Annotated in this window: 21 protein-coding genes; 11 read left to right on the forward strand and 10 right to left on the reverse strand. The window is 68.3% G+C overall.

Translation table 11 applies throughout. The features are described 5' to 3' along the window. Positions 1 to 20: 20 nt before the first annotated feature. Positions 21 to 1,670 (reverse strand): peptide ABC transporter substrate-binding protein, encoded by a 1,650-nt coding sequence (locus ACFFGY_RS03335; RefSeq protein WP_377042963.1) that lies wholly within the window; start codon positions 1,668 to 1,670, stop codon positions 21 to 23. 842 nt (positions 1,671 to 2,512) lie between these two features. Here ACFFGY_RS03335 and ACFFGY_RS03340 point away from each other — a divergent pair. Further along, a complete protein-coding gene (locus ACFFGY_RS03340) occupies positions 2,513 to 4,036 on the forward strand; it encodes an ABC transporter substrate-binding protein (RefSeq protein WP_377042964.1) in 1,524 nt (507 codons plus the stop codon). A 243-nt stretch (positions 4,037 to 4,279) separates the two neighbouring features. After that, positions 4,280 to 4,702 (forward strand): Rid family hydrolase, encoded by a 423-nt coding sequence (locus tag ACFFGY_RS03345; RefSeq protein ID WP_377042965.1) that lies wholly within the window; start codon positions 4,280 to 4,282, stop codon positions 4,700 to 4,702. Positions 4,703 to 4,953: 251 nt separating this feature from the next. On the opposite strand, the gene ACFFGY_RS03350 is transcribed toward ACFFGY_RS03345, so the two are convergent. Continuing rightward, entirely contained in the window at positions 4,954 to 6,132 is a 1,179-nt protein-coding gene (locus tag ACFFGY_RS03350; RefSeq protein WP_377042966.1) for a cupin domain-containing protein, read from the reverse strand. A gap of 107 nt (positions 6,133 to 6,239) precedes the next feature. Further along, a complete protein-coding gene (locus ACFFGY_RS03355; protein WP_377042967.1) occupies positions 6,240 to 6,839 on the reverse strand; it encodes a LysE family translocator in 600 nt (199 codons plus the stop codon). A gap of 253 nt (positions 6,840 to 7,092) precedes the next feature. On the opposite strand from ACFFGY_RS03355, the gene ACFFGY_RS03360 reads away from it, so the two are divergent. Genes ACFFGY_RS03360 through ACFFGY_RS03370 form a run of 3 tightly spaced genes read left to right on the forward strand, consistent with a single transcriptional unit; the run spans position 7,093 to position 10,388 of the window. Beyond that, on the forward strand, positions 7,093 to 8,211 hold the full coding sequence (locus tag ACFFGY_RS03360) for a helix-turn-helix transcriptional regulator (RefSeq protein ID WP_377042968.1): 1,119 nt from the start codon (positions 7,093 to 7,095) through the stop codon (positions 8,209 to 8,211). Between the two features lie 33 nt (positions 8,212 to 8,244). Next, positions 8,245 to 9,333 (forward strand): acyltransferase family protein, encoded by a 1,089-nt coding sequence (locus ACFFGY_RS03365; RefSeq protein WP_377042969.1) that lies wholly within the window; start codon positions 8,245 to 8,247, stop codon positions 9,331 to 9,333. A gap of 41 nt (positions 9,334 to 9,374) precedes the next feature. Then, complete coding sequence (locus ACFFGY_RS03370) at positions 9,375 to 10,388, forward strand: C-terminal binding protein (RefSeq protein ID WP_377042970.1); 1,014 nt, start codon at positions 9,375 to 9,377, stop codon at positions 10,386 to 10,388. Positions 10,389 to 10,482: 94 nt separating this feature from the next. Here ACFFGY_RS03370 and ACFFGY_RS03375 read toward each other — a convergent pair whose 3' ends face one another. From ACFFGY_RS03375 to ACFFGY_RS03390, 4 genes are read right to left on the reverse strand one after another with little or no spacing between them, the layout of a single operon-like run. Further along, on the reverse strand, positions 10,483 to 11,223 hold the full coding sequence (locus ACFFGY_RS03375; RefSeq protein ID WP_377042971.1) for a class II aldolase/adducin family protein: 741 nt from the start codon (positions 11,221 to 11,223) through the stop codon (positions 10,483 to 10,485). After that, entirely contained in the window at positions 11,220 to 12,725 is a 1,506-nt protein-coding gene (locus ACFFGY_RS03380; protein ID WP_377042972.1) for an efflux transporter outer membrane subunit, read from the reverse strand. Before ACFFGY_RS03380 ends, ACFFGY_RS03375 begins: the two co-directional genes overlap by 4 nt. 1 nt (position 12,726) lies before the next feature. Further along, positions 12,727 to 15,885: an efflux RND transporter permease subunit gene (locus ACFFGY_RS03385; protein WP_377042973.1), complete on the reverse strand. Its 3,159-nt coding sequence runs from the start codon at positions 15,883 to 15,885 to the stop codon at positions 12,727 to 12,729. 10 nt (positions 15,886 to 15,895) lie between these two features. Then, positions 15,896 to 17,173: an efflux RND transporter periplasmic adaptor subunit gene (locus ACFFGY_RS03390; RefSeq protein ID WP_377042974.1), complete on the reverse strand. Its 1,278-nt coding sequence runs from the start codon at positions 17,171 to 17,173 to the stop codon at positions 15,896 to 15,898. A 135-nt stretch (positions 17,174 to 17,308) separates the two neighbouring features. Here ACFFGY_RS03390 and ACFFGY_RS03395 point away from each other — a divergent pair, with 135 nt between their 5' ends. Further along, a complete protein-coding gene (locus ACFFGY_RS03395) occupies positions 17,309 to 17,962 on the forward strand; it encodes a TetR/AcrR family transcriptional regulator (protein WP_377042975.1) in 654 nt (217 codons plus the stop codon). A 28-nt stretch (positions 17,963 to 17,990) separates the two neighbouring features. Here the strand turns inward: ACFFGY_RS03395 and ACFFGY_RS03400 are convergent, their stop codons facing one another. Beyond that, on the reverse strand, positions 17,991 to 18,449 hold the full coding sequence (locus ACFFGY_RS03400) for an RrF2 family transcriptional regulator (RefSeq protein ID WP_377042976.1): 459 nt from the start codon (positions 18,447 to 18,449) through the stop codon (positions 17,991 to 17,993). 87 nt (positions 18,450 to 18,536) lie between these two features. On the opposite strand from ACFFGY_RS03400, the gene cysK reads away from it, so the two are divergent. From cysK to ACFFGY_RS03425, 5 genes are all read left to right on the forward strand, one after another. Continuing rightward, positions 18,537 to 19,628, forward strand: coding sequence for a cysteine synthase A (cysK, locus tag ACFFGY_RS03405; RefSeq protein ID WP_377042977.1), 1,092 nt, complete (start codon positions 18,537 to 18,539; stop codon positions 19,626 to 19,628). A 238-nt stretch (positions 19,629 to 19,866) separates the two neighbouring features. Further along, on the forward strand, positions 19,867 to 20,982 hold the full coding sequence (locus tag ACFFGY_RS03410; RefSeq protein ID WP_377042978.1) for a single-stranded-DNA-specific exonuclease RecJ: 1,116 nt from the start codon (positions 19,867 to 19,869) through the stop codon (positions 20,980 to 20,982). Beyond that, positions 20,979 to 22,052 carry a UV DNA damage repair endonuclease UvsE gene (gene uvsE, locus ACFFGY_RS03415; protein WP_377042979.1) on the forward strand — a complete coding sequence of 358 codons (1,074 nt, stop codon included), beginning with the start codon at positions 20,979 to 20,981 and terminating at the stop codon, positions 22,050 to 22,052. Before ACFFGY_RS03410 ends, uvsE begins: the two co-directional genes overlap by 4 nt. A gap of 54 nt (positions 22,053 to 22,106) precedes the next feature. After that, positions 22,107 to 22,691: a helix-turn-helix domain-containing protein gene (locus ACFFGY_RS03420; protein ID WP_377042980.1), complete on the forward strand. Its 585-nt coding sequence runs from the start codon at positions 22,107 to 22,109 to the stop codon at positions 22,689 to 22,691. After that, on the forward strand, positions 22,688 to 23,212 hold the full coding sequence (locus ACFFGY_RS03425) for a GNAT family N-acetyltransferase (protein WP_377042981.1): 525 nt from the start codon (positions 22,688 to 22,690) through the stop codon (positions 23,210 to 23,212). Before ACFFGY_RS03420 ends, ACFFGY_RS03425 begins: the two co-directional genes overlap by 4 nt. A gap of 4 nt (positions 23,213 to 23,216) precedes the next feature. On the opposite strand, the gene ACFFGY_RS03430 is transcribed toward ACFFGY_RS03425, so the two are convergent. Beyond that, positions 23,217 to 23,984, reverse strand: coding sequence for an ABC transporter ATP-binding protein (locus ACFFGY_RS03430; protein ID WP_456316143.1), 768 nt, complete (start codon positions 23,982 to 23,984; stop codon positions 23,217 to 23,219). Next, a complete protein-coding gene (locus ACFFGY_RS03435; protein ID WP_377042982.1) occupies positions 23,981 to 24,847 on the reverse strand; it encodes an ABC transporter ATP-binding protein in 867 nt (288 codons plus the stop codon). The genes ACFFGY_RS03430 and ACFFGY_RS03435 overlap by 4 nt, the downstream gene beginning before the upstream one ends. Positions 24,848 to 24,862: the final 15 nt, after the last annotated feature.

Raw genomic sequence — 24,862 nt, forward strand, 5'->3', positions numbered from 1 at the left:
GCGCCTCGGCGCGCCGCACCTCAGCGTACCCAGTACCAGGTGCCGATGTTCCAGCAGTTCGACTGGACGTTGACGTTGGGCTTGTAGCCAACGAGCCCCTCCTTGTAGCCCTCCACCGGCGCGGGCTGATAGATCGGCAGGATCGCCAGGTCGTCGCGCACCAGGGCCTGCACCTTCTGGTAGGCGGCGCGGCGCGCATCGCGGTCGAAGTTGCTCGACGCCTCGTCCAGCAGCGCGTCCACCTGCGGATTGACGTACTGCATGGTGTTGGAGCCGGAGCCGCCCTTGGCGGGGATGGCATTGCTATGGAATCGGTAGGCGCAGTCGGGATCGTTGCTGGTCTGGTAGGTCGCGGCCACCAGCACGGACTGGAACTTCGAATTGATGAAGAAGTCGCCCCAGATCACGGCCGCGGGCATGTTGGCGATCTTCAGCGCGACGCCGATGCCCTGCCAATCCTGCACCAGGAGCTGCTGCACCTGCTCGCGCAGCGGGTTGCCCGCGGTGGTGGAGGTGTTGATTTCCAGCCTGACGCCGTTCTTCTCGCGGATACCGCGAGCGCCGCGTTTCCAGCCGGCGTCATCCAGAATCTTGTTGGCCTTGGCCGGGTCGTAGCTGTGTGCGGGCAGGTCCGCGTTGAAGGCCCAGGACTGGCGCGGGTAGAAGGACTCCGTCGGCTTGGGCAAGCCGTAGTAGACGATGTCGGTGATCGCCTGCTTGTTCATGCCCTGGTAGAGCGCCTGCCGCACCGCCTTGTCCGCCAGCGCCGGGAAGCCGAGATTCGGTGCGATGGCCTCCACCTGCTGGCTCGGATTCACCGAGAGCACGAGCCCCTTCAGCTTCTTCGCGTCCTCGTAGTAGTTCGCAAGGATCCCTGAGATGCTGGCGTGGTCGATCTGCCCAGTGCGGAACTGCGTGTAGAGCACGGTGAGGTCGGGGATGTACTTGAACACCACGCGCTCGAGATACGGCCCCTCGCCAAAGTATTTCGTATTGGCCGTGAGGGTGATGTGGTCGCCCGGAACACGCTCACCCCAGCGGAAAGGGCCGGTGCCGACCGGGGCGTTGTTGAACGGCGCGGTGTTGGGATCGGACGCGCCGGCCAGGATGTGCTTCGGCACGATAAAGGTCCAGGCCAGCAAGGAGAGGTAGGGCGCGTAAGCCTTCTCCATGCGCCAGGAGATCTCGTGCGGGCTGGCGATCGTGATCTCGCGCACGAGGTTGTGGCCCTGCCGGGTGCGCGCACGGAAGGCCGTGTTGTTGAGAAGCTCGATGGTGAACTTCACGTCCTCGGCGGTGAAGGGCGTGCTGTCGTGCCAAGTGACACCCTCGCGCAGGCGCAGCTTCCAGGTCAGCCCGTCGGCGGAGATGCCGCCATTCGCCGTGGAAGGAACCTCGGTTGCGAGTTGCGGCGTCAGGTTGCCTTCCTCATCGACGCCCCAGAGCGGGTTGAACAACGCCCACCAGACGCCCTGATCCACCTCGATCGACGGCATCAGCGGGTTGAAGACCGTGGGTTCTTGCGAGAGGCCGACCACGATCTGCCCGCGCGGTGCGGAGGGCGGCGGCGTGCTCTGCGCTTTCGCGGCGCCGATCGCGGCGCCGGAAGCACTCAGCGCCAGCAGCGCGCGGCGCGACATGTTCAACCCTGTAGCGCGCAAGCCTTGCATCACGGACTCCATTCGTAATCGCCGTTGGCGACCGGATCTCCCGAACTGCATTCCATAGGGTGACCCAGTGTGAGCCAGACGCGGCCACGCGTGCCAGCTTCATTTGCAAGCAGCTAAGAAGGCCCATTCCTGACTGTCAATTAAGCAAATGACAGCTTTCTCGGGAAAAAACCTTCCTTTTAGCATACAATTTGTGCGAAATGTCTTCTATTTAGACTGTACCTCACGCAGCCTATGGCTGTTTCTGCCAGTCGGGCGTCGACACCTCTAGAAACCTTCGGCGGCGATGAAACCGGTGCGGACACTCCTGTGCCCGTTCCGCACGCTGGCGCTGGCCGTGGCGCAGTGATCGGGCAGGACACCGCGCCCGGTGCCTTCAGCGACACCTGGGGATCAGCCGGGACGGAGGACGCTTTCCAGACCTTGATCGGCGGAGCGGTCGTCGAACAGGCAATCTCCGCGAAGGTCCCGCCGGAACCGAGATCGATGCGCTAGGCCGTGCAGCACGCCTCCGTCCGTCAGAGCAGCCGGACAGAGTCCGGACGGAACAAGCCGGCACAACAACAATACGCTGGACAGCATGGCGCCTCCTGCCGCCCAATTCTGCCACGAGGCCTCGATCCCCTGCTGCTCAAGGATGACGGACGCGTGGCGCCACAGGTGAACCGGTTCCAGGGCGGCGCGACCGTCCCGCTGCAGGTTCCGACGGCCATGGCCGCCGACGTCACTCCGAGGGCGGATGCCACACCCCACCGGCCGGGCCGCCTCGCCCGGAGCCAGCGCCTGGCCGCCTGAGGCGTCACCCGACATTTCGTCCCGGGTGCCGGGACGGAGGAGACAGCATGCTTACGACGCGCCGCGTCTTCATGGGATCCGCCCTGGCCATGGGGGCAGGCCTCGCAGGCCCCGCCCGTGCGGCACGGGCTGCGGACACGCTGGTCTTCGGGCTGTCGAGCTATCCGCCCAACCTGCAGGCCTTCGCCGCCGCGGGCACCGCCGCGCTGACGGTGAAGCTGCAAACGCATCGTGGCCTGCTGTCCTATGACAGCACCGGCAAGGTCCGGCCCGAACTGGCCGAGAGCTGGGAGCCGCAGGGCGCGACCGGCTGGCGCTTCCGGCTGCGGGAGGCGGTGTTCCACAACGGCAAGGCCGTGACCTCCGAGGATGTTCGCTGGACCCTTGAGCAAATCGCCGCCGAGAATTCCGCCGCCGCTTTTGCCGGCCAGTTCCGCGACATCGAGCGGGTGGAAACACCCGATCCGCGTACGGCGGTCATCGTGATGAAGGAACCGACCAGCATCCTGCCGGAATGGTTGGCGCATCCGCACGTCCCCATCGTAGCCAGGGAATCGCTGGGGCGGGACGGCGTCGGCATCGGTGCCGGCCCCTACGTCGTGAAAAGCCAGGAGCGGGGCTCTTCCGTCACCCTTGAAGCGAACCCGCGCTACTACCGCCCCGGCCTGCCGAAGATCCGCAACCTGCGCTTCATCGCCTATGCCGACGAGAACCTGCGCGTCGCGGCCCTGCGGGCAGGCGACGTGGACATCATCGAATACGTGCCCTGGGAAGCCATGGCCTCGATCGAGGCGGACACCAACCTCAGGCTGGACAACCAGAACGGCCCCTTCATGTGGATGGGCTTCAACGGCGCGCGCAAGCCCTTCGACAACCCGCTGGTCCGCCAGGCCTGCGCCTATGCCATCCGGCGCGAGGAGATCGTGCAGGCGGTGTTCTTCGGCCGCGGCGCACCGCTGGCCGGCATTCCGCTGGTCGAAGACAGCCCCTTCTTCGACGCGGCGCGCAGCCGCCACTTCAGCTACGACCCGGCCAAGGCCAAGGCACTCCTCTCGCAGGCCGGTCTGGCGGGAGGCTTTTCCACCCAGCTGCTCTCAACAGCACAGTACGGCATGCACAAGTCGACTGCCGAGATCGTGCAGCAGCACCTGGGCGAGATCGGCATCAAGGCAGAGCTGAGCATGCCGGACTGGGCCACGCGCATCGCCCGCGGTTCGCGCGCGCAGTACGACTTCTTTATCCAGGGCAGCACCGCCGACAACAACGACCCGGACGGGCTGTCCACCCTGCTCGACGGCAGCCTGCCCTCCAGTTCCTCGCGCAGCATCAACCTGCCGACTCCGGAAGTGCACGACCTCTTTGCCGAAGGGCGGCGCGAGTTTGACGGCGCGAAGCGCAAGGCCATCTACGAGCGCCTGGAAAAGCAGGCCCTGTACGACTGCGCGCTGGTCGGGCTCGCCTGGCGGGCGCAGGGCTACGCCATGGCAAAGGACGTGCGGGGCTTCCGAGGACTGCCGGGGGCACTGAATTTCAACTCCGGCGTTACGCTGGAGGATGTGAGCCTTGGATAGGTGGCACCCGGAGAAGCCGGGGGTGCTCCCCTCCCGCCAGGCTCCACGAGGCTGGCATCCCAATTGCTTGGTCCGGGCCGGCGGCGGTAGCCGGGTTGCGCTCCTCGCGCGCCCCGACGCTGATCCTCGCCGGCACACTCGCCACCGCGATCACCGCGGTCGGGCCGTCTCGTCGACTGCATTGCCCCGGCCGTTCGACCGGCTTCCTGGTCGGCACCAGCCTCAGCAGAAGGGATTGTATCCATGGTTGAAGTCATCAAGGTTAAGTCTGGCAGCAAATTCGAGGACGCCCAGAACTATTCCCGGATCGTCACGGTCGGCGATCTGATCTTCGTTTCCAACACGGCGGGCATCGATTACGAAACCCGGGAAATCTCCCCTGATGCCGGCGAGCAGTGCACCAAGGCTTTGCAGAACATTGAGGGTGCCCTGGCTGCCGTGGGCGCGACCCTTTCCGACATCGTGAAGGTGGTCCGCCACATTCCCAACCGCGACGACAAGGACAAGGTCGGCGAGGCCTTTGCCCGGGCGTTCCAGGGCATCGATCCGACGTCCACCACTCTCTGCACCCCGCTCTCCAGCGACATCTACAAGGTGGAGCTCGAGGTCATCGCCTATCGTGGTGCCGGCGAGGCCGCGCAGCAGCGCCTGCGCATCAAGGTCTGACACCGGCCTCCACGGCGTGCCCGCAGCTGAGCCGGCAGGTTCACGACCGGAGGCCGGTCTGAACACGGCCCAGCCGCACCGCAACAGGTGCGGCGTGGTGCTGGCCGAAGCCGGCGGCCCACGCCGCTCGTGCGGAAGTCCACCGGATGGTTCTTCCGGGATGAAAGGGCAGGCTGAGGTCACCCAGCACCGCCCTTCCATTTGCCCCCTGTCTGCCGGGTGTCGCCGGTCACCCTCGCTCCGGCACTCCGCTATCCTGCTGCAATGACCAGGCGATTGCTGGACGCGAGACGGCGGAAGGCCTCGTCGGTGAGATGGAGATTGTTAGCGAGCAGATGCCGCGGCGCCTTCGCGAGCCAGTCGGCCATCGTGCTTTCCTGATAAGAGCCGCTGTCGAGCACGCCGACGATTTCGCAGTCGGCATCGCCGATGTTGTGGATGGCATGAACGCAGTTCGCCGGGATGTAGGCGCAGTCCCCGGCAACGAGGTCGGCGTCGCCCAGGTGCTTGTCCGGCATGTACAATGACGCCCTGATTCGTCCCTTCGCGACGTAGAGCCACTCGTTGGCATCCGGATGCCAGTGCAGAACGTGCATCGCATCGGGCTTTAGCGTGGTCACCATCCCGGTGATCTCGGTGGAAAGGGGAAACTCGGCGGCCGATGCGACGCGGATCGTGCCGCCTGGCCCATCGAACCACGGCGTTGACCCGCTCAGTTGAAAACGGTGCGTTCTGGCGGCATCGAGCGGCCTCGTTTCCTGCGCCTCCGGTCCGTTCACGGCGATGACGTCGCCCTGCGCGATGTAGGTCTCGCCCTGTGGCATGGAAGCCAGCAGTGGCGCCGGGACACCGAGGTGTCGCGACAGCATCTCGGGGCTGAACCGGCTCAGCACGTCGCTGATACCGAAGGTGCCGTGCTCGGAATAAAGGCCGTCGTTGAAGGCCAGGATAGCGTGGCAGGGTGCGTCGCCGAGGGCCTGGATCGAGTGGGCGTGACCGGTCGGAAAGTACCAGAGGTCGCCCGGGCCGAAGTTGACCACCTCCACATCGCCCCGCTGATCCATGACCGTGACCTGGCACGCGCCTTCCAGGACATAGGCCCATTCGACGGAATTGTGCCAGTGCATCTCCCGGGCACCGCCCGGATTGAGGAAGAGGTGCGCCCCCGCGATGCCGGTCGCGAGCGGAAGCTGGCGCGACGTGACCTCGCGCGCCCAGCCGCCCGAGGTTGCCTTGAGCGCCGCCTTGTCGAGCGATGTGGAGAACGGGGCGGCATCGCCGGGGCGGCGCGGCACCAGCGGCATGAAGTTGGATGAGGCAGCAACGTCGTAGCCTGAGGCGTGGCCATCCGCGACGGATGAAGCAGCCTGGGCGGCCGTGGTGCCGGTCCAGCCCGCGGCGATAGCTCCGAGGAGCAAGCGGCGATCCATATGAACCACATCCAGTCTCCTGTTCTTGGATTGATGACCAGGCGGCTTCGTGGAGCCGCTCGTGATTTCGGGACCCAACCGGTGGGCAGCCCCCTTCCCGCCAGCGCCTATCTGCAGCCTACCATCAACCCGAAGCCGATCAGCAGGGTTCCGGCGGCGTGGTTCAGGACCCGCGTGGCGCCTTCGGACAGGCTCGAACGGAACATGGCGGCTGCGGTGCTGACGGCCGCGTACCAGGCCGTCGCGCCAACAAGCACGCCGGGTATGGACCAGGCGGTCAGCGGGGCATCGGCCGCCTCGATCGTTGCGGCGCTCGATGCCACGAGGAGGTAGGGCAGAACCGTCAGCGGGTTGCACAGGGCGACGGAGAAGCTGGACGCGAAGGCCACGTGCGCCCGGGGCCGCGACAGGGTCTGGGCCACGGGAGGACGCCGCAGCAGCACGCGGGTCCCAAGAACGATCAGGAGAGCTGCCGAGATGAGCCGGACGGCCTGGCCCCACTCCGCCAGGTAAGTCGCGGCAATCCCCGCGCCGCTGATGGCGAACGCCGCGTACAGGCCCTGGACGCATGCCGCTCCGAGCCCGGTGGCGACGCCCAGCCAGGGACCGGCCAGAATGCTGCGCTGCACACAAAGCAGGGATATGGGCCCGAAAGGCGCGGCGACCGAGAGGCCGAGCATCGTGCCCGTGATCAGGGAGGCAAACATGAGTTTCAGCCCGCGTGCCGAGAGCAGGAAACCTGCTCCGGGCGTGTAAGCCGCACCCGCGCGCCCTCCTCGAGCCGCGTTCGCAACGCGTGAGTAACGAAGACCATGGTCGCCGCTCTATGATGAGCTATGATCCTCACACCCGGATCAACCACCCGCATCCACTAAATGGTGGAGGTTTCCGTTTCGGCTCAGGAATGCCTTAGGGTGGATGGGACGGCGGTCCGAGGACGACCAGATGCGGAGCACGAGAGTGAGGGAAGAAACCTTCCTGGCCGTATTGGAGATGATCCATGAGGCGGCGCTGGAACCAACGGCGTGGGACAACGTGCTTCGCCGCCTCGCCACATTGACCGGATGCGTCGCCGGCGGATTAACCGTGGAAAGACCGGCGACCCGCCAAGGGGAGCCGCTGACTTACTTCGGCTTCAATCCAACCCACGTGGAACGGACATTCGACCATTACCTGCCGATGAATCCTCTGTTTAACATCGAACGGCGTATGCAGCGCGGCTTCGTCGTCACCAACGGGGACGTTGTGGCGCTGGACGTGTTTCGCCGATCGGAGTTCTACAATGGCTGGGCGCGTCCGCAGGGGCTTTGCAGCCCGATCACCGTCGTTATTCACCGCACGCCGGCCTCCTACGTACCGCTTACGCTCGTGCGCCCCGACGGTGCCGGCGAAGTCACGGCGGGCGGCCGGGCCTTGATGTCGCGCCTGGCACCGCACCTGGTGCATGCGATGGACATCACCTTCAGGCTGCAGAAGGCCGATCGGGCACAGCAGGAAGCGGCCACGCTGCTGGAGGCGCTGCCCTGCGGCACGATCCTGATGGATCGTGAGCAGCGGGTGATCTTCATGAACGCGGCGGCAAGAGCCTTGTGCGACCGATCCCATGCGGGGGGCCTTTCATGCACCTCGGGAAAGATCACCCTCCGTGACGTCGACGCCGACCGGCGGTTTCAGACCGCCGTTTCAGCGGCACTCGGTCTTGGTGGGACACCGCGGGGCAACAGAATCGCAGTGAATGACCCCTCCGGGAATGTCGGCCTGACGATCACCCTGGCCCCGCTGCCCCCGTCGGACGGGATCTGGCGTGCATTGGGCGACGATTTTGTTGAACGGGCGCGGTGTCTCATATTGATCAACGGCACGAATATGGCCGAGTTGTCGCGGCATTACAGGCTGACCGCCGCCGAAACACGCATGCTTTCGGCCATCGTGCTCGGAAAAGGGGTGGCCGCCGCGGCGCGGGAACTTGGCATCGCCCGTTCCACCGCACAAAGTCACCTCGATAAGATCTTTCAGAAAACCGGAACCAACCGGCAGGCGGAGCTGGTCGGATTGGCCAAGGACGGCCTTAAATTCTGAAACAGATCCGAACCCGGTGGAAACGGCGCGACGATGAAGACTGAGATAAAGTCCCTGACCGGGCTGCGTGGTGTCGCGGCAACGCTGGTTATGGTGGACCACTACGCCGCCATCGATTTCAGCTATCCTTTTCCGCTCGACCTGCTCCCGCACATGTACCTGGCCGTGGACATGTTCATGGTTCTGAGCGGCTTTATCCTCGCGATGACCTACGAGGACCGGCTGACCACGGTGTCCGCTCCCGGGTACTGGAACTTCCTGCTGCGCAGGATCGCACGGCTTTATCCGATCTATGCCCTCACGACGGTTGTGTGCTTCGTGCTGTGCCGCATGGGCTGGCTGACCTTCCTGAACCCCGACACGTCCTACGGCGCGCTTCTCGCAAACCTGCTCGCGATACAGACATGGGTCTGGCCGGGCTCGAGCCTGAACGGTCCCGGCTGGTCGATCAGCACGGAATGGTTCGCGAACCTGGTGTTTCCCCTGCTGATGCCCCTGATGCTGAGACGATCCCTCGCACTCGTCACAGCGATCAGCGGACTGGCTTTCGTCACCCTTATCATCAGCGCGCTGATGTTCGGCCAGTTGTTCGATGTGCCCTCCAGTGGCGCGGTCAACATCATCAGCGGCCCCCAGGCGCTCGGCCGCTGCGTGACCGAGTTCCTCATCGGCATGTATTGCTGGCGCCTCAGGTCACGCGTTCCCGCCATGCGGGCGCTGGCGGATCATCGCGTTCAGTTCGCGCTGCTGTTGGCGCTTGCCGTGCTGATGCAGTTCACGGAACTCGACACCGTGTTCGTGGCAGTCTGCTGCCTGTTGCTGATCGGGCTTTCGTTCGAGAGTTCTGGCTTTTCCGCCGCACTTCGTTCCGCGCCCCTGGTGTACCTGGGCCGGATCTCCTACTCGCTCTACCTCATCCACATCACCCTGCTTCCCCTCCGGGATGAACTGGGCGGGTTGTTCAGGCGCCATGACGTCCCGGCCGCCTGGACCTGGGCTGTACTGAGCACTGCCGCCGTCGCAATAATGCTTGCCACGTTCTCGTGGCGTTACCTGGAACGACCATCCCGCAGCCACCTCCGCAGCGTCCTGCGACCGGAGTTTGCGGGAGGTTCCAGGTGATGACCTCCTGACCGCCAGCGTCCAGGTTGAAAGGCACGCCGATGCAGCAGATGACGGTGCTAGAGCCTGAAAGGCTCTACGAGGGCGACGACCTCGAGAGATCCATCTTCGGCTCCCGTGTCGAGCTGGTCAGGGGCGGCGGTTCCGAGCGCTACGACGCGCTCCCGCCCGAGTTGCGGGCACGTGCCGCAGGGCTCTTCGTGTTCCGCAACTGGTTCCGGGCCGAGGATCTGGACCTCTTCCCCCAGCTGAAGGTCATCGTGCGGATGGGGGTCGGCTACGACCGTGTCGACCGGGACGCCTGCGCCCGCCGGGGCGTGCTGGTCTGCAACGTGCCCGACTACGGCACCGCGGAAGTCGCCGACCACGCCCTGACCCTGGCGCTGACCCTGCGGCGCGGCCTGCTCCTGCACCACGACATCCAGCGCGCGGAGCCGCCGCCCCCCTGGAACTACCTGGACCATCCCACGATCCGGCGGCTGTCGGTGCAGACCTTCGGCATCGTGGGCCTCGGCCGGATCGGTACCGCCGCCGCGCTGCGTGCCAGGGCCTTTGGCTTCAGGGTCGTGTTCCATGACCCCGGGCTGCCCAACGGCGTGGACCGGGCGCTCGGCATCGAACGGGCGCGGACCCTCCCCGAGTTGCTGCGGCAGAGCGATGTTCTTTCGCTGCATTGCCCCCTGACCACTGAGACGCGCGGGCTCATCGGCGAGGCGGAGCTGCGCCAGCTGCCGCCGGGGGCCGTGGTGGTGAACACCGCCCGCGGTCCCGTGCTCGACCTGGGCGCGCTAGAGCGCTGCCTGCGGGACGGCCACCTCGCGGCGGCAGGGCTCGACGTACTGCCGGTGGAGCCGGTTCCGCAACCGGAGCCGGAGCTCGTTCGCGCTTACAGGGCGAAGGAGGAATGGCTGCGCGGGCGATTGATCATCACGCCCCACAGTGCCTTCCACACGCCGGAGTCCCTGCAGGACATCCGTGTAAAAGGCGCCGAGACCATGCGCGACGTGCTGCTCGACGGACTCCTGACGAACGTCATTTCCCCGGACATGCAGTAGCCGGCCCGGGCCGCCCGGCAGGGTCGGCCCTCAGGCTCCCGCCCCTCCCCCCGGATCGCTGCGCCCTGCCCACGCCGGGCGGAAGGGCGGGGCCTCAGCCTTCCCGCGCCCGGGCGCGAAGCATCCGCACGCGGTAGTTCTCCCAAGGCCGGCCGGCGTCGAAGTTCTCCTGCGCGTTGAAGGCGAGCTCCGCCTCATCGAGCGCGATCACCTCACCGCTGCCCATCTGCATCGCCGCCGCCTGCGCACGGGCGTTGATGTGGGTGTAAATCGTGCGCACCGTGGCTTCGCGCACCGAGGCGCCCACCACGGTGTTGCCGTGGCCGCGCATCAGCACCACCGGGTGGCAGCTGAGGCGTCCGGCCAGGGCCTTGCCCAGGGTCGGGTTGGTCACCAGCATGCCGCGCAACGGCAGGTGGCCGCACACGTCGCGGATCTCGAAGACCGGGGTTTCCGGCGGCAGGAAACCCGCCTGCACCACCACCGGCCGCAGCGGCGTGCGCGACAGGGTGAAGGGGATCACCGCGAGATCGTGGGTATGGATCACCGACTGCACCTCCGGACGGGCGCGGTAGATCTCGGCGTGGATGAAGCGCTCACCGTTCAGGCGCGGAGCGTCGAGCTCCACCGCCCGGCCATCCAGGCCGACCTCCACGACGTCGCCCCGCGCCACCAGCGCCGGCGGCATGGCGCGCGGGATGAAGAAGCGCTCCGGATCGGCGGTCGAGCGCGTACTGACATGGCCGAAGCTGTCGAGGATGCCTTCATGGGCCAGGATGTGGCTGGCGGTGACGAGGTCGGCGATCCGGGCCTCGTCGGCATCGTGTTCGGTCATGGATGCACCAGGTTGGTTCCGAGGTTCGGCGCGATCGCGGGTGTGGTGCTGGCGTTGCTGGCGGAGGAGACCGGCGTGGTGGAGGCCTGCTGCCAGCCGCCGCCCAGGACCTTGTAGAGCGTGACCTGGTTCTCCAGCTGCTCCTGCTTCAGAGTGATCAACGCCTGCTGGGCGGCATACAGCTCCCGCTGGCTGTCGAGCGTGGTGAGGTAGTTGTCCACGCCGCTGCGGAAGCGCAGCTGTGCCAGGCGGTAGCTGTCGGCATAGGCATCCGTCAGGCGCTGCTGCGCCGCGAGCTGGTTGCCGTAGGTGCCGCGCGCGGCGAGCGCGTCGGACACCTCCCGGAAGCCGGACTGGATCGCCTTCTCGTAGGTCGCGACCTCCACGCTCTTCTGGATCTTCTCGTAGTCCAGCGTTGCCTGGTTGATGCCGCCGGTGAAGATCGGCAGCGTGATCTGGGGCGAGAAGGACCAGCTGCCGGAGCCCGGCTTGAACAACTGCGCCAGCGAGGCGGCCGAGGAGCCGTAGGAGCTGGTCAGCGTGATGCTCGGAAAGAAGGCCGCTCGCGCCGCGCCGATATTGGCGTTGGCCGACAGGAGGTTGTGCTCCGCCGCCACGATGTCGGGCCGGCGCAGCAGAACCTCGGACGACAGGCCGGCCGGCAGCTGCGTCATCACCAGCGGCGTGTCGAGCGTGGTGCTGTCCGGCAGGTCCGCCGGCACCGGCTGGCCCAGCAGCAGCGCCAGCGCGTTCTCGGCCTGCGCCACCTCGCGCGTGTAGAGCGCGAGGTTCACGCGCGCCGTTTCCACCGAGGTTTCCGCCTGCCGCAGCGTCAGCGCCGTGTCGGTGCCGCCCAGGGTCGCGGCCTGCGTCAGGCGGTAGGATTCCTCCTGGCTTGCCAGCGTCTGCCGCGTCAGTGCCAGCAGCTGCCGGTCGGCGAGCAGCGCGATGTAGGCATTGGCGACCTCCGCCACGAGGCTGATCTGCGTGGCGCGCTGGTTCTCCGCGTTGGCGAAGACGGTTTCCTGCGCCGCCGTGGTCAGGCTGCGGATGCGGCCGAAAAGGTCGATCTCCCAAGTGCTGAAGCTGCCGCCGACGCTCCAGGTGCGGATGGTCTGCGGGTTGGGGGTACGGGCCACGCTGGCAGAGGTCTGCTGGGATTCGAGGTCGGCGGTGGCGGCGATCTGTGGGAACAGGTCGCCACGCTGCACCCGGTACTGCGCGTCGGCCGCCTGCACGTTCAGCGCGGCGACGCGCAGGTCACGGTTGTTCTCCAGTGCGATCAAAACCAGGCGGCGCAGGCCGGGATCGAGGAAGAAGTCCTCCCACCCGATGCTGTCGGCCGTGCTCTCGCCCGGCTGCGGCGCGCCGTAGGCTGCCCCTTGCGGCCATTGCGCCGGCACCGGCGGCGTCGGGCGGTCATAGTCGGGGATCAGCGTGCAGCCGCCGAGCAGCGTGGCCAGCGCGAGGACTCCGGGACGGAGGGAGGTCGGGCAGCGCATCTCAGTGCTCCCCGCCCGCCGGCAGCGGCGTTGCCGCGCCGGTGCCTTCCTCCGCCACCTCGCTGCGCCGCTTCGTGCGGAACAGCGTCAGCACCAGCACGAAGAACAGCGGCACGAAGAACAGCGCCAGCACCGTGCCGGCCACCACGCCGCCGATGATGCCGGTGCCGATCGCGGTGCGCCCGCCGGCACCAGCGCCGGTGGCGATGGCCAGCGGCACCACGCCCAGCACGAAGGCGAGCGAGGTCATCAGGATCGGCCGCAGCCGTTCGCGCGCCGCGTGAACGGCGGAGTTGAGCAGGCTTTCGCCGGCCTCGAAGTGCTCCTTGGCGAATTCCACGATCAGGATGGCGTTCTTGGCCGACAGGCCGATCGTGGTGAGCAGCCCGACCTGGAAGTACACGTCGTTGGACATGCCGCGCAGCATCGTGGCCAACACCGCGCCGAAGACGCCCAGCGGCACCACCAGCATCACCGAGACCGGGATCGCCCAGCTCTCATAGAGCGCGGCCAGCGACAGGAACACCACGATCAGCGAGATGGCGTAGAGCGCGCCCGTCTTGGAGCCCGCCGCGCGTTCCTCGTAGGACAGGCCGGTCCAGTCCGTGCCGATCCCCTTGGGAAGCGAGGCGGCCAGCTGCTCCATCGTGCTCATGGCGGTGCCGGTGCTGTAGCCGGGCGCCGCGTCGCCCAGCACCTCGACCGAGGGCGTGCCGTTGTAGCGCGACAGGCTGGGCGCGCCGGTGCTCCAGTGGATGCTGGCGAAGGCGCTGAAGGGCACCATGGTGCCGGCCGAGTTGCGGACGTGCCACTGGGCGAGGTCGCCCGGCGACATGCGCGACGTGGACGTGCCCTGCATGTACACGCGCTTGACCCGGCCGCGGTCCACGAAGTCGTTGACGTAGGAAGCACCGAAGGCCGCACCCAGGGTGCTGGTGATATCGTCCACCGACACGCCGAGCGAGGTCGCCTGCTCCCAGTCGATGTCGAGCAGGGCCTGCGGCTGGTCGCTCAGCCCGTTCAGGCGCACCGCAGTCACGGAAGAGTTTTTGCCGGCGCTGGCGATGAGCTGCGCACGCGCGTCCATCAGCGCCTGGTGACCCAGGCCGCCGCGGTCGAGCAGCTCCATGTCGAAGCCCGAGGAGTTACCGAGCTCGCTCACCGCCGGGGGAGAGAAGGCGAAGATCTGCGCGTCCTTGTAGCTGCCGAAATGCTGCATGACCCGGCGCGCGATGGCGCCCACGGCATCGTCCGTCCCGGTGCGCTCGCTCCAGTCCTTGAGCCGCACGAAAGCCATGCCGGAGGCCTGGCTGCGGCCGCCGAAGTTGAAGCCGCTGATGGTCAGCACGCCCTGCACGCGCGACGCCTCGTCCTTCAGGAGGTAGTCGTTGACGGCCATCAGCGCCTGCTGCGTACGCTCCGCCGTGGCGCCGGGCGGCGCGGTCACCTGGACAAACATGATCCCCTGGTCCTCGGTCGGCAGGAAGGAGGACGGCAGGCGGAGGTAGAGCACGCCCATGGCACCCGCGATAACCGCGTAGACCAGCATGAAGCGCCAGGCGCGCGAGGCGAAGTAGCGAGCGCCACCGGCGTAGCGGTTGCTGGCGCGGTCGAAGTTGCGGTTGAACCAGCCGAAGAAACCGCGCCGCTCCCCGTGCTTCGGGCGCTTGAGGATCGTGGCGCAGAGGGCCGGCGTGAAGCTCAGCGCCATCAGCACCGACAGCGTCATCGAGGAGATGATGGTCAGCGAGAACTGGCGGTAGATGACGCCCGATGAGCCGGGAAAGAAGAACATCGGCAGGAACACCGCCGACAGCACCACGGCGATGCCCACCAGCGCGCCTGAGATCTGTTCCATGGACCGGCGCGTCGCCTCCAGGGGTGACACATCCTCCTGCTCCATCACGCGCTCGACGTTCTCCACCACAACGATGGCGTCGTCGACTAGCAGGCCGATGGCCAGCACCAGGCCGAACATGGTCAGCGTGTTGATCGAATACCCGGCGAAGCTCAGCACGCCGAAGGTGCCCAGCAGCACCACCGGAATTACCAGCGTCGGCACCAGCGTGGCGCGGATGTTCTGCAGGAACAGGAACATCACCAGGAAGACGAGAATCATCGCCTCCACCAGCGCCTTGGCCACCTCCTCGATGGAGAGCTTCACGAAGGGCGTGGTGTCGGAGGGGTACACGATCTCCACCCCGGGCGGCAGCGTCGGGCGGAGGTTGTCGATGGTGGCGCGGACATTGGCGGCGGCGCTCATCGCGTTGCCGCCGCTGGCCAGCTGCACGCCGATGCCCGCCGCGGGCTTGCCGTTGTAGCGGGTGGACACGTTGAACTGCTGGGCGTCCAGGGCGACCTTCGCCACGTCGCGCAGGTGGACCTGCGAGCCGTCGCTCTTGGTCTTGAGCAGGATGCCCTCGAACTGCTCGGGCCGGTTCATGTAGGTCGGGCCGATCAGCGTGGCCGAAAGGCGCTGCCCGGGCACTGCCGGCAGGGAGCCCAGCTCGCCAGAGGCGACCTGCACGTTCTGCGCTTTCACCGCAGCGCTGACGTCGGAGGGCATCAGCTCGTAGGCATTGAGCTTGTCCGGATCGAGCCAGATGCGCATCGCGTACTGCGAACCGAACAGGTTGTAGTCGCCCACGCCCGCGGTGCGCGTCACCGGGTCCTGGATGTTGGAAGCGATGTAGTCCGCAAGGTCGGAGCTGGTGAGGCTGCCGTCGGTCGACACGAAGCCGATCACCATCAGGAAGTTCGGGTTGGCCTTGGCGACGCGGATGCCCTGCTGCTGCACCGTGGTGGGCAGGCGCGACTGCGCCAGCGCCAGCTTGTTCTGTACCTGCACCTGGGCAATGTCTGGGTTGGTGCCCTGCGCAAAGGTCAGCTTGATCGTGGCGCTGCCGTCGCTGTTGCTGGTGGAGGTGAAGTAGAGCAGCCCGTCGAGACCGGTCATCTGCTGCTCGATGATCTGCACCACGGTGTTCTGCACCGTTTCGGCCGAGGCGCCGGGATAGGTCAGCGAGAGCTGGATGGTGGGCGGTGCGATCTGCGGGTACTGCGCGATCGGCAGGCCGCGCAGGCAGATCAGGCCCACCAGCATGATCGCCAGCGCCACCACCCAGGCGAAGACCGGGCGATCGATAAAGAAGCGTGCCATGGGTCTTCGCTCAGCTCCGCTGGCTGGTGGTGGCGGCCTTGGCCTCCGCCGCAACCTGGGCGTCGAACTGATCGGCCGTCAGCGCGCGCAGCTGCGGCTTGGCGCCGTTGGTGACCTTCTGCGTGCCCTCGACGATCACGCGGTCACCATCCTGGAACCCGCCGCTGACCAGCCACTTGTTGCCGATCGCCTCCACCACCGTGAGTGTGCGCGTGGCCACGGTGCCGTCCTTGCCCACCACCAGGGCCGTGGCATTGCCGCGCACGTCGTGGGTCACGCCCTGCTGCGGCACCAGCAGCCCGTTCTGGAGCGAGCCTTCCTCCAGGCTGGCCCGCACGAACATGCCGGGCAGCAGCGTGCCGTCGGGGTTGGGGAACTGCGCGCGCAACGTGACGGTGTTGGTGTCGGTGCTGACGATCACCTCGGAGAACTGCAGCGTGCCCTTTTGCGCGTACTCGCTGCCGTCGCCCAGCTGCAGCGTCACCTCGGGATTGTTGTCGGCGTCGCGCTTCAGCTGGCCGGAGGCAAGCTCCCGCCGCAGTCGCAGCAGCGTCGAGGCCGGCTGCACCACATCCACGTAGATCGGATCGAGTTGCGTCACCGTCATCAGTGCGCTGGTCTGGTCCGAGGTGAGCAGCGCGCCCACCGTCACCGAGGAACGACTGGTGCGGCCGCTGATCGGCGAGGTGACAGTGGTGTAGCCGAGGTTGATGCGCGCCGTGTCCACCGCGGCGCGGGCCGAGGCGACGTCGGCCTCGGCGGATTTCTGGGTGGCCACCGCGGTCTCGTAGTCGAGTCGGCTGACCGCGTTCTGCGCCACCAGCGGCTTGTAGCGGGTGGCGGTCACGCTGGCGGATTCCAGCGTCGCCTGCGACTTGGCCAGGGCTGCCTGGGCGCTGGCGAGCGCGGCCTGATAGGGCGCCGGGTCGATGCGGTAGAGCGGCTGCCCGGCCTTCACCTGCTGGCCTTCCTGAAACAGGCGCTCGCGCAGCACGCCGCTCACCTGCGGGCGGATCTCGGCGGTCTGGAAGGCCGAGGTGCGGCCCGGCAGCGTGGTGTGGATCGGCACCGACTGCGGCGTGAGCGACACCGCCGTGACCGTGGGGGCCGGCGGCGGGGCAGAAGGCGCCTGCGCTTCGCTCTCGCCACCGTAGAGCCCGAACACCGTGCCCCCGGCCGCCGCCACACCCACCAAGAGGCCGAGGCCGACCACCGGCCGCGCGAAGCGGCGCCGCGACAGCCGGGCAGGGCCGGGCGGGGCCGGTGGGTGTGGGTCTGGGCTCATCATGGGGGACCTCGGCGGGTAATGGAGCCACACAGTCGGAAACTTTGTGGTTTCCCTCGAGCATGGAAACTGTCTAGTTTCGGCTGCGGCGTCAACGAGGATTGCTGCGTCGCAACATTTTGTGGTGGAATCTCACCGATGGATGCTATTGCCCCACTCTCCGTCCTGGCCCCGCCGCCCCCGGCGCAGGAGGATATGGAAGCGCTGCGCGAACGCGTGCTGCGCTGTGCCGAGACGTGCTTCGTGCACCAGGGCTTCCACGTCACGACAATGGACGCCATCGCGCGGGACGCGCGCTGCTCCAAGAAGACGATCTACAAGCTGTTCTCCTCCAAGGGGGAGCTGTTCAACGCTCTGCTGACGCGCTTCCGTCTCGAGATCGGGCAGCTGCGGGTCGACCCGGATTGGGAGCCGGGGCACGCGATCCGCTACTTCCTGGAAGCCATGGCCGACATCCTGCTGCGCGACCGCTCCGTGGCGCTGGTGCGCATCGCGATGTCGGAAGCGGGGCGGATGGAGATGAGCAACCCGGCGCTGAACAGCAGCGCCTCGGCCATCGCGCGCTCCGGCCTGGAGGACTACCTGGCGGAGCTGCAGCGCCGGGGCAGCCATGATGTCGGTGAACCGATCGAGGCCACGCGGATGCTGATCGGCATGGCGCTGGGCGCCTTCCACCACGAGCTCCTGACGGGTCTCAAGGCCGAGGTGCCGCGGCAGGAGTTGCTGGCGCGCATCGAGCAGGCGGTGCGGATCTTTCTGCGCGGCACGCAGTGCGTGGGTGCCGCCGCGTAGGGCGGCACCCCTTCCCTGCCGAAAGGGCTCAGATCACGAAGTTCAGGGGCGGCGCGCTGGGCCGGCGCAGCCCGGCCGCCTCGCCGCGCCGCAGCAGGTCCTCCAGCGTCAGGGCTTCGAGCTGTTCGCGCAGGCGCCCTTCCATCTCGCCCCACAGCGGCGCCAGCACGGCGCGGCCCAGCGGGTTGGCGGCGATCGCCTCGCCCTCCCCGGGCTCCGCGGCCGGCCCGACGGCTTCCACGATCTCCCACAGTCGGATGTCTCGGGCCCGGCGCGCCAGCCGGTAGCCGCCGCGCGGGCCGCGCGTGCTGTCCAGCAGCCCGGCGCGGGACAGGGCCTGGAACACCGGCTCGATGCCCCGCTTGGCGGCACCCAGGCGATCGGCGATGTCGCCGCCGCTGGCGACCTCCGGCCCGCGACCGACGCGGAAGCCCACGTCCAGCATCACCGCCACGGCGGCCATCGCGCGGTCCTGCCGAACGAGCATGCGAGCCCTCCCTCAAACCCGCCAGCCGATGCTGAGCGGCGGGACGGGGGTGATCTACGCCCGGCCGGCGTGGTAATCCAGGCGGCAATGCCCGAACAGCTCGACCCGCCCGGCAGCCCGGGCCCCGCCGTCCAGGGCGACGGAACTGCATCGCCTCAGGCTGCCCATCCTGATCCGGCGGGCGCGTCCCGCATCGGAACGCCCGGCCCGCACGGGACCGCGCAGCCCCCGGTCGCGGCGCGCAACCGCCTTTACGGCAGCGTGCTGGACACCGTGGGCGCCACGCCGCTCGTCCGCCTGCCGCGGCTGGAAGCGGAGGACGGGCTGCTCGCCCGCGTCGCGCTGAAGCTGGAATTCTTCAACCCCCTGGGCTCGGTCAAGGATCGCATCGGCCTGGCGATGGTGGAGGCCGCCGAGCGTGATGGGCTGATCGCGCCGGGCCGCTCGGTGCTGGTGGAGCCGACCTCGGGCAACACCGGCATCGCGCTGGCCTTCGTGGCGGCCGCCAAGGGCTACCGGCTGATCGTGGTGATGCCCGAAGGCGCCTCGGTGGAGCGGCGGCGCATGATCCGGCTGATGGGTGGTGAGGTGGAGCTGACGCCCTCGGCCCGCGGCATGGGGGGCGCCATCGCACGGGCCGAGGCCATCCTCGCTTCCACGCCCGGTGCCTGGATGCCGGGGCAGTTCGACAATCCCGCTAACCCCGCGATCCACGCCGCCACCACGGCCGAGGAAATCTGGATTGACACCGCGGGCGAGGTGGACGCGGTGGTGGGCGGCGTCGGCACCGGCGGCTCCCTGTCCGGCATCGCGCGCACGCTCAAGCCGCGTCGCCCTGGAATGCGGGTGATCGGGGTGGAGCCGCTGGAAAGCGCCGTTCTCTCGGGCGACGAGCCGGGGCCGCATGACATCCAGGGCATCGGCGCCGGCTTCCGCCCCACGGTGCTGGAGCTGGAACGGGTGGACGAGATCCTGCCCGTGAGCGAGCGCGACGCGCTTGCCACCGCCCGGCGCTGCGCCCGGGTGGAAGGGCTGCCGGTGGGCATTTCCTCGGGCGCGGTGCTGCACGCCATGCTGGCGGTGGCGCGCCGGCCGGAGATGCGGGGCCGGCTGGTAGTGGGCATCGCCGCTTCCTTTGCCGAACGCTACCTGTCGACGGAACTCTTCGCGGGGCTTTAGGCGCGCCAACAGGGTTCCGGCGGGCCCGTCCGGCCGGCGGAGCGGGTTGGACGACGCAGCAAAACCGTGCCCCAAGCCGGGCCGGTGCGGGCCGATCCGCCAATCCCTTAACCGGGCCGACCCACCGGAAACGGTCCGCCGCTCCCCTCAAATCTCCCGCAGCGCGCGAACCATCCCGGGCATGGCCCGTTCGCCCCCCTGAACCCCCAGCCCGGGGGCATGGAGGAGGCGCGGTCCGATGAGCGAGGGGTTTCCCGGCTGGCCCGAGAACTGGGTGCGCGACCGGCAGGATGCGTTCCGCCACGCCCTGGAGGGCTTCGACCACGCGCGCCCGGTGCTGGTCGCCTCGCACAACGATGCGGACGGGCTGTCCGCCGCGGCGGTGCTGGCCCGGTCGCTGGAACAGGCCGGGCATCGGGTGCGCGTCCGCATCCTGGGACGCGGCGAGAATCCCTGGTCCGACGCCTTTCGCACGGAGTTGCAGGGGGATGGATCAACGGAGGGACTCCCCGGCGGCCTCATCGTCAGCGACCTCGGGCTGCGGCGCGAGGCAATCCTGCCCACGCTGCCCACCGTGGTGATCGACCACCACGTCCCCACCGGCCCTGCCGAGGCGCCGCCCGGCATGACCGAGATCACTGGCCACGGGCTGGAGCCCACGCCCACCAGCAGCCTGCTGGCCTACTGGTGCGCGGGCGCCATCACGGAAGCGGACGACCTGCTCTGGCTCGCCGCGATCGGCATCATCGGCGACCTGGAGGAAAAGTCCGGCTTTGCCGAGCTGGACGCCGCCCGCGCGCGCTACGGCATCACGGCGCTGCGCGACGCGGTGTCGCTGATCAACGCGCCGCGGCGCGCCAGCGCGGGCGACGCTTCCCCTGCCCTGCGGCTGCTGATGCGCGCCGAGGACCCGCGCGAGATCACCAAGGGCGAGGATGCCGACACCGCCGCGCTGCGCGCCGCCAAGGAGGAGGTGAAGCAGGCGCTGGAAGACGCCCGCCGCGCCCCGCCGCGCGTCCAGGGCAAGGTCGCGCTCATCCGCATGCACACCGGCTGCCAGGTGCACCCGCTCGTGGCGCAGGCCTGGCGTGGTCGCTTGAGCGACAAGATCGTGATCGCCGCCAACACCGGCTACCGCCCGGGCTGGGTGCACTTCGCCGCGCGCTCCGCCACGGGCGAGGACCTGGTGGAATTCCTGCGCACGGTACGACCACGCGACGCGGACGAGAACTACGGCAACGGCCACGCCCAGGCGACGGGCGGCGCCCTGCGGACCGAAGGATGGAACGAGTTCATGGACAAGCTGGGCTTCGGCGAGGCGATGAAGCTGCCGGTCGGGGAAGCGGCGGCATGAGCGGCGCTCCGACGACCAGGCGGACCGATCCCCTCCGTCTCGGCTTTCCGGTGAAGATCATGGGCGCGCCGGAGATCAAGAGCAACGACACGCGGCGCTGGCAGAGCAACCCGCACCTCAAGGTGTCGCTCGAATACATGCATCAGGCGCTGGACTACCTGGCGAAGCACAAGATCCGCATGTACCGGATGTCGTCCGACCTCGCGCCCTACGTCACGCATCCGGACATGCCGCAGTTCCACAACATGATCCGCGAGAGCGATGCGGAGCTGCGCGCCTTCGGCGCCCGCGCGCGCGAGCTGGACATCCGGCTGAGCTTCCACCCTTCGCAGTTCATCGTGCTCAACAGCCCCGACGAGAAGCTGGTGCGCAAGAGCATTGCCGACCTGACGGCCCAGGCGGAGATGCTGGACCGCATGGAGCTCGGCCCCGAGGCGGTGCTGGTGATCCATGTCGGTGGCACCTACGGCGACCTGCCGTCGAGCCGCGCGCGCTGGGTGGAAACCTGGAACAACCTCCTGCCCGAGCCGGTGAAGCGGCGCCTCGTGCTGGAAAACGACGACCTGCGCTTTTCCGCCGCCGACGTGCTGTGGATCCATGAGCGCACCGGCGTGCGGCTGATCTTCGACCACCAGCACTTCTGGTGCCTGAACCCGGAAGGCATGGCGATGCGCGACGCGCTCGAACGCTTCGTGCGGTCCTGGCCGGACGGCGTGCGGCCGAAGTTCCACTTCTCCTCGCCGCGGACCGAGATGCGTGAGCTCAAGCGGCGGGACCGCAAGACCAAGAAGATCACCACGGTGCCGGTGGCGCCGGTCTGGACGGGCCACGCCGATTTCTGCAGCCCCTTCGAGTTCATCACCTTCATGCGCATCGCCGAAGGGCTGGACTTCGACGTGATGCTGGAAGCCAAGGTGAAGGACTTGGCGCTGATCCGCTTGCGCCCGGACCTCCTGCGCTACGCCCCGGACGTGGCGGCGCGCTTCGGCATCCATCCTTCCGACGCGCCGGCGTTGGAAGCCGAGGAGGACGCGGTGCTGGAGGAGGAAGTGGAGGTCGAGGGCGCCTGAGCCCTCTTGCCGCTCTCCCAAATCTGAGATTCATTCCCGGATATGGGAAAAGTGATGGCCTCCTCTTTGGCCGACGGCGCCGCGGCGCGCGACATGGACGCGCGCCTCGCCGAGCGGCTGGTGCAGCTGCGGACCGAGCGCGGCTGGTCGCTGGAACAGCTGGCGGAGCGCAGCGGCGTCAGCCGCGCCACCCTGTCACGCATGGAGCGCAACGAGACCAGCCCCACCACCGCCCTGCTGGGGCGGCTCTGCACCGCCTACAACAAGACCATGTCGCGCCTGCTGGTGGAAGTCGAGGCGGAAGCGCCGAGCCTCCTGCGCGCGGTGGCGCAGCCTGTCCGGACCGACGGCGACACCGGCTTCCGCCGCCGCGACGTGTCGCCCCCCATGCCCGGCCTCAACGGCGAGATGATCGAGGGCGAACTGCCGCCCGACGTCAGCATCCCCTACGAGGCGCCGCCGGCGGCGGGGCTGGAACACCACCTTTGGCTGCTGGCCGGCCGGCTGGAGGTGGGGCTCGGGCCGCGCGCCTTCGTGCTGCAGCCCGGCGACAGCCTGCGCTTCCGGCTCTTCGGCCCGTCCCGCTACGTGTCCGGTCCGGCGGGGGCGCGCTACGTCCTGGCGATGGTGCAGCCGTGAGCGGCGTCACGATCCGCGAGGCCGAAGCCGACGTCGACACGCTGCGTGCCCTGGCCGGGATCCTGCGCGCCTGCGTGGAAGCGGGCGCCAGCGTCGGCTTCCTGCTGCCCTTTCCGGAGGCCGCGGCGGAAGCCTTCTGGCAGAACCTCCGTCCCGCTTTCCAGACCGGGCACCGCCGGCTGCTGGTGGCGGAGGATGCGCGGAACGGCGCAATCCTGGGCACGGTGCAGCTGGTGCTGGACACGCCGGCCAATGGCCGTCACCGGGCCGAGATCGCGAAGCTGCTGGTGCATCCCCAAGCCCGCCGGCGAGGCATCGCCCGCGCGCTGATGCGGGCGGCCGAGGCGATGGCGCGGCGGGAAGGACGCACGCTGCTGGTGCTCGACACCCGCACGGGCGACGCGGCGGAACCGCTCTACCGTGCCCTGGGGTTCCAGGTGACCGGCGTGGTGCCGCGCTACGCGCGCGGCACGCACGGGGCACTGGAAGACTGCACCTTCCTGCACAAGCTGCTGGACTGAGCGCTCAGCCCTCTTCCAGCTCGCGCGACAGTTCCAGCAGCTGCTGCGCGTGCGGGTGGTGGGCGCGACCGGCGCGCAGGTCGGCCTCGGTCAGCGTATCCACGATCTGCCCGTTCTGCATCACCGCCAGGTTCTCGCAGAGCTGCGCCACCACGGCCAGGTTATGGCTCACCAGCAGGAAGGTCAGCCCGCGGGCGACGCGCAGGTCGGCCAGGAGGTTCAGCACCTCCGCCTGCACCGACACGTCGAGCGCGCTGGTGGGCTCGTCGAGCAGCATCACCGTGGGCTCGGCGATCAGGGCACGGGCGATGGCCACGCGCTGCCGCTGCCCGCCGGACAGCTGGTGCGGAAAGCGGAAGCGGGAGGCTTGCGGCAGCGCCACCTCGTCCAGCGCGCGGGCGATGCGGCGGTCCACCTCGCCGATACCGTGGATCTCCAGCGGCTCCGACAGGATACGGTCCACGGTCTGGCGCGGATGCAGCGAGCCGTAGGGGTCCTGGAACACCATCTGCACGCGGCGATGGAACTCCTTGGAGCGCTTGTGGCCCAGTGCCGTGCCGTCGATCGCCACCGTGCCGGACCAGTCGTCATTCAGCCCGGCCAGCGTACGCAGCACGGTGGACTTGCCCGAACCGCTCTCGCCCACCAGCCCGTAGCTCTCGCCCTTGCCGATGGCGAAGCTCACGCCGCGCACCGCATGCGTCGCGCCGAAGCGGACGTTGAGGTCGTGGACCTCGATCATGCTGTCCTTGCGCATGGCCGGCGCCGTCATGCCGCGGCTCCCTTGAACGGTGCCTTCTGCGTCAGCCAGGCCGGATCGCGGTTGAGCGTTTGCAGCCGCTCGCGCGGGCGGGCCAGCGAGGGCAGGCAGGCGAGGAGGCCGCGGGTATAGGGATGCTCGGCGTGATGGAGCTCGGAAGCCTTGAGCTCCTCCATCACCTGGCCGGAATACATCACCAGGATGCGGTCGCAGAAGTGGCTGACCAGCGGCAGGTCGTGTGAGATCAGCATCAGCGCCATGCCGCGGCTGTCCACGAGGTCACCGATCAGCCGCAGGATATCGGCCTGCACCGAGGCGTCGAGCGCGCTGGTCGGCTCATCCGCGATCAGCATGTCAGGCTCGGGCGCCAGCATCATGGCGATCATCACGCGCTGCCCCATGCCGCCCGACACCTCGTGCGGATAGCTGTCGAGCACACGCTTCGGGTCGCGGATGCGAACGCTTTCCAGCAGCGCCAGGGATCGGTCGCGCGCCTCGCCGCGGCCGATGCGCTTGTGCTGACGCAGCGCCTCGCCGATCTGGCGGCCGATCGTCATCACGGGGTTCAGGCTGTATTTCGGGTCCTGCAGGATCAGCCCGATGCGGCCGCCGCGGATGCGGCGCATCTCGCGCTCCGGCGCGCGCAGGATGTCGGTTTGGTCGAAGCGCAGCGCGTCCGCGCGCACGTCGGCGGTGCCCGGCAGCAGGCGCATCAGCGCGCGGCCGGTGACGGACTTGCCTGAGCCGCTCTCGCCCACGATGCCCAGCTTCTCGCGGCCGATGGTGAGCGACAGGCCGCGCACCGCCGGCGTGACGCCGGTGGCGGAGGCGAAGGACACCTGGAGGTTGCGGATTTCGACGAGAGGTTCGGCCATAAGCCCTTCTTCCGG

This window comes from Roseomonas elaeocarpi (genome assembly GCF_042433915.1).
GTDB classification, from domain to species: domain Bacteria; phylum Pseudomonadota; class Alphaproteobacteria; order Acetobacterales; family Acetobacteraceae; genus Roseomonas; species Roseomonas elaeocarpi.

Coding starts and splice junctions, on each gene's coding strand:
- ACFFGY_RS03355 (WP_377042967.1), bottom strand. CDS start 6,839: ATGTTTGCCTCCCTGATCACGGGCACGATGCTCGGCCTCTCGGTCGCC.
- ACFFGY_RS03410 (WP_377042978.1), top strand. CDS start 19,867: ATGAGCGAGGGGTTTCCCGGCTGGCCCGAGAACTGGGTGCGCGACCGG.
- ACFFGY_RS03430 (WP_456316143.1), bottom strand. CDS start 23,984: ATGACGGCGCCGGCCATGCGCAAGGACAGCATGATCGAGGTCCACGAC.
- ACFFGY_RS03365 (WP_377042969.1), top strand. CDS start 8,245: ATGAAGACTGAGATAAAGTCCCTGACCGGGCTGCGTGGTGTCGCGGCA.
- ACFFGY_RS03380 (WP_377042972.1), bottom strand. CDS start 12,725: ATGCGCTGCCCGACCTCCCTCCGTCCCGGAGTCCTCGCGCTGGCCACG.
- ACFFGY_RS03370 (WP_377042970.1), top strand. CDS start 9,375: ATGCAGCAGATGACGGTGCTAGAGCCTGAAAGGCTCTACGAGGGCGAC.
- uvsE (WP_377042979.1), top strand. CDS start 20,979: ATGAGCGGCGCTCCGACGACCAGGCGGACCGATCCCCTCCGTCTCGGC.
- ACFFGY_RS03375 (WP_377042971.1), bottom strand. CDS start 11,223: ATGACCGAACACGATGCCGACGAGGCCCGGATCGCCGACCTCGTCACC.
- ACFFGY_RS03420 (WP_377042980.1), top strand. CDS start 22,107: ATGGCCTCCTCTTTGGCCGACGGCGCCGCGGCGCGCGACATGGACGCG.
- ACFFGY_RS03335 (WP_377042963.1), bottom strand. CDS start 1,670: ATGCAAGGCTTGCGCGCTACAGGGTTGAACATGTCGCGCCGCGCGCTG.
- cysK (WP_377042977.1), top strand. CDS start 18,537: ATGCCCGAACAGCTCGACCCGCCCGGCAGCCCGGGCCCCGCCGTCCAG.
- ACFFGY_RS03435 (WP_377042982.1), bottom strand. CDS start 24,847: ATGGCCGAACCTCTCGTCGAAATCCGCAACCTCCAGGTGTCCTTCGCC.
- ACFFGY_RS03345 (WP_377042965.1), top strand. CDS start 4,280: ATGGTTGAAGTCATCAAGGTTAAGTCTGGCAGCAAATTCGAGGACGCC.
- ACFFGY_RS03395 (WP_377042975.1), top strand. CDS start 17,309: ATGGATGCTATTGCCCCACTCTCCGTCCTGGCCCCGCCGCCCCCGGCG.
- ACFFGY_RS03350 (WP_377042966.1), bottom strand. CDS start 6,132: ATGGATCGCCGCTTGCTCCTCGGAGCTATCGCCGCGGGCTGGACCGGC.
- ACFFGY_RS03340 (WP_377042964.1), top strand. CDS start 2,513: ATGCTTACGACGCGCCGCGTCTTCATGGGATCCGCCCTGGCCATGGGG.
- ACFFGY_RS03385 (WP_377042973.1), bottom strand. CDS start 15,885: ATGGCACGCTTCTTTATCGATCGCCCGGTCTTCGCCTGGGTGGTGGCG.
- ACFFGY_RS03390 (WP_377042974.1), bottom strand. CDS start 17,173: ATGATGAGCCCAGACCCACACCCACCGGCCCCGCCCGGCCCTGCCCGG.
- ACFFGY_RS03400 (WP_377042976.1), bottom strand. CDS start 18,449: ATGCTCGTTCGGCAGGACCGCGCGATGGCCGCCGTGGCGGTGATGCTG.